4 protein-coding genes and 1 pseudogene are annotated in these 3084 nt (G+C 45.8%); 4 read left to right on the top strand and 1 reads right to left on the bottom strand.

Annotated elements, in window-relative coordinates:
• A partial coding sequence (locus tag B3180_RS11540) for an H-NS family nucleoid-associated regulatory protein (protein WP_286844673.1) occupies window positions 1–345 on the top strand: 345 nt, incomplete at its 5' end.
• 186 nt (window positions 346–531) lie between these two features.
• Window positions 532–828: an Rcs stress response system protein RcsF gene (rcsF, locus tag B3180_RS11535; protein ID WP_222237007.1), complete on the top strand. Its 297-nt coding sequence runs from the start codon at window positions 532–534 to the stop codon at window positions 826–828.
• On the opposite strand, the gene B3180_RS11530 is transcribed toward rcsF, so the two are convergent.
• Entirely contained in the window at window positions 825–1469 is a 645-nt protein-coding gene (locus tag B3180_RS11530; protein WP_286844671.1) for a hypothetical protein, read from the bottom strand. The two genes, rcsF and B3180_RS11530, sit on opposite strands and share 4 nt — an antisense overlap.
• 211 nt (window positions 1470–1680) lie before the next feature.
• Between B3180_RS11530 and tsaA the strand changes: the two genes are divergently transcribed.
• Window positions 1681–2388 carry a tRNA (N6-threonylcarbamoyladenosine(37)-N6)-methyltransferase TrmO gene (gene tsaA, locus B3180_RS11525; protein ID WP_278358760.1) on the top strand — a complete coding sequence of 236 codons (708 nt, stop codon included), beginning with the start codon at window positions 1681–1683 and terminating at the stop codon, window positions 2386–2388.
• Window positions 2389–2466: 78 nt separating this feature from the next.
• Window positions 2467–3084: pseudogene (proS, locus tag B3180_RS11520) on the top strand (proline--tRNA ligase); the annotation flags it as partial.

Genomic DNA, 3084 nt, shown 5'->3' with positions numbered 1-3084 from the left:
GAACTGGAAAGCATTAAAGAAAAGTTCGATTCGGTTATCGCTCAGCGTCGTGAAGAAGAAGCTGAGAAACTGCGCCAGCATGAAGCCAAACAAAAGAAAATTGAAGAGTTTAAAAGTGCAATGGCAGACGCCGGTATCGAGCTTTCAGACATATTAGAGCAAGAGCTGGGTGGAGAGCCTATTGTTAAAACAACTCGCAAGAAAAGAGCGCCTAAGCCGCCTAAATATGAATACACTGATGAAAATGGTGAAAAGCAAACCTGGACTGGTCAGGGGCGCATGCCAAAAGCTATGAAAACAGCGATTGATAATGGCAAACCGTTAGAGTCTTTTTTAATTAAGTAATAAGACGAATTTATGCGTAGTCGCGATGAATAATTAATCAAGACTACGCTTTTTGTTGAACAATAGACTCAGCTTGATTAGGCTATAGAAAATTCAAACTGGCAAGGATCGACATTGCGCTATCGTTTCATAGCATTCGTATTAACGCCATTATTCGGCCTTTCTGCCTGCAGCATCTTACCTCAGATGCCAGGAGGCTTTAATCAAATCGACTCGGGTGACATCAGAATTTACCATACAGGCGACACGCCGGCGCGCGCATACGAGCTCGTTAGTGTTGTAAATGGTGAGAGCTGCCAGCGACAATTTAACGGTGAACCGGCGTCAGATAACAAAGCTATTCAAGCTCTACGGGTCGACGCTGTTCGATTTAAGGCACATGCCGTCATTGAAACCCAGTGTTTTTCATTAAAACCTAAAGCCGACTCCATCTGTTACAGTGAAGTCAGCTGTGTAGGCCGTGCAATTCGGTGGCGTGATTAGTTGTTTCTGGTTAACGTCACGTCACCTACCCCAACTTCAACCTGAACATCCGTCGAACCATTACCCCGATAACTGGATTCCGAAGTTACTAACATTCTGTTTTCCTGAGTATTACCGAAGTTTCTCAAGCTGGTATCGCCAACACCTACTGAAGCTTCAACCAAACCATACTCACCGTTGGCAAGGTTCAGTGACACATCGCCTACGCCCAAATCTACTTTTACATTGTTGAATGGCAAATCACCGGATATTTCGCCAACACCCAAATTTACTTCCAATAACCGTGAGCGAGGAACTGACACCTTCCAATGTTGAGACATATCATCGTGCGGCGTGGCGGATATTTCCAACTGATTACCGCTACGCTCCCCTTTTATGAGCACCTCTGACAAATCACCACCATTGGCAAACCAGCCGTCATCATCAGATTCAACGCGCAGTTCAATTTCAACCGCCTCACCTTCAGTAACTCTTAGCTCAACAGTCCCGACCGTTGCATCCAGGCGAATTTCTGTATCGCTGCTGACAATATAGCTGTCAGTCAGAGTGCGCTCGCGATCATTTGCAGAGAAAGCCGCTGTGCTAAGCGTAACTAAGCCGATAAAACCTAAAGTTAAAGGCCAAATTTTATGTTTCATCATTTTTCTTTTCCTATTGTTATTAAAACCGTTCATGCCAAACTCTAAAGCACGTCATATAATTTATTGATTAGCTCTGCAACGCTTATGCCAAAGATTAAAACCTTTTAATATCAAATACTTAAATGAATCGAAAAGTAATCAATTAGCGAAATAGCTAACTATGTGGTGAAATTGGCTACCTGTATTTCGCGTGTTCACTAACGGAGGCGATATGAAAAGCCAGCAACAACTGACACAGGTTGCGGTTATCCGTACGCCTTTTCCTGAGAAATTCAGCGTTCCCCGACAGCCGGGGTTGGTTCCTTCTGCACTTGCTCAAGTGGAACTGGTTGGTGACTACCAGCACGCACAAGCCATAGAAGGCATCGAGCAGTTTTCACACCTTTGGCTAACTTTCGAGTTTCATCAGCACGATACCTGGCAGGAAAGAGTCCGGCCGCCGCGTCTGGGAGGTAACCAACTGTTAGGGGTATTTGCCACACGCTCTCCGTTTCGGCCTAACCAGTTGGGTTTGTCCGTTGTCGAACTGATTGCGGTACAAACGGAACCGAATGTCGTCTTGACTGTTCGCGGAGCAGATTTAGTCGATAAAACGCCAATTGTCGATATAAAGCCTTATATTCCCTACGTTGACTCTATTACCGATGCCCGAGCGGGATTTGCACAAGAAAAGCCTGAGTCTCGTATGAAAGTAAAATTTTCGGACGCCGCCGAGGCCGTGTTGAAAAGCGCACACTCGAGCTCTTCCGGCCTAAGGACACTGGCTACTGAGGTACTTAGTCAGGACCCTCGACCGGCCTATCACAAAGCGCAGTCACCCCAGAGAACTTACGGCACCGCACTTTTAAACTATAATATTCGTTGGTATGTACAACAAAACACCGTTTTTGTTGAAGAAATCTCATTAAAACAGCCGTAAAAGGCTTTTGAGCTGAGTCAGACACTGCTAAACTTCGCTCTAATTTTTGACCACTATAAATTGCAGAGATGCCGGACTATGCGCAGCAGCCAATATTTATTATCTACGCTTAAAGAAACACCTTCTGACGCTGAGATCGTGAGTCATCAGCTTATGTTGCGGGCAGGCATGATCCGTAAGGTCGCCGCCGGACTTTATACCTGGACTCCCACCGGCCTGCGTGTACTACGTAAAGTTGAGAATGTTGTCCGTGAGGAAATGGAAGCCATTAACGCATTGGAAATTTTAATGCCAATGGTACAACCGGCCGATCTCTGGCAGGAATCTGGACGCTGGGATGATTACGGCCCGGAGTTATTGCGTATCAAGGATCGCAATCAACGTGACTTCTTACTGGGCCCAACCCACGAGGAAATTATCAGTCAGTTGGTACGCAAGGAAGTCAGTAGCTATAAGCAACTGCCATTAACCTTATTCCAGATCCAGACAAAATTCCGCGACGAAATTCGCCCTCGTTTTGGCGTTATGCGTGCACGTGAGTTTATGATGAAGGACGCTTACTCTTTCCATCTCACTGACGAGTCGCTGCAAAAAACTTACGATGACATGTACAAAGCGTACAGCCGTATTTTTGAGCGCCTGGGTCTGGATTATCGTCCGGTTATTGCTGACACAGGCTGTATTGGCGGAAGTCAC

The organism is Idiomarina sp. UBA4206 (assembly GCF_002383015.1).
GTDB classification, from domain to species: domain Bacteria; phylum Pseudomonadota; class Gammaproteobacteria; order Enterobacterales; family Alteromonadaceae; genus Idiomarina; species Idiomarina abyssalis.
This window is presented reverse-complemented; position numbering and strand designations above follow the sequence as displayed.

Excerpts from the sequence above, each read along its gene's own strand:
- tsaA (WP_278358760.1), top strand. The coding sequence starts at position 1,681 with ATGAAAAGCCAGCAACAACTGACACAGGTTGCGGTTATCCGTACGCCT.
- B3180_RS11530 (WP_286844671.1), bottom strand. The coding sequence starts at position 1,469 with ATGATGAAACATAAAATTTGGCCTTTAACTTTAGGTTTTATCGGCTTA.
- rcsF (WP_222237007.1), top strand. The coding sequence starts at position 532 with ATGCCAGGAGGCTTTAATCAAATCGACTCGGGTGACATCAGAATTTAC.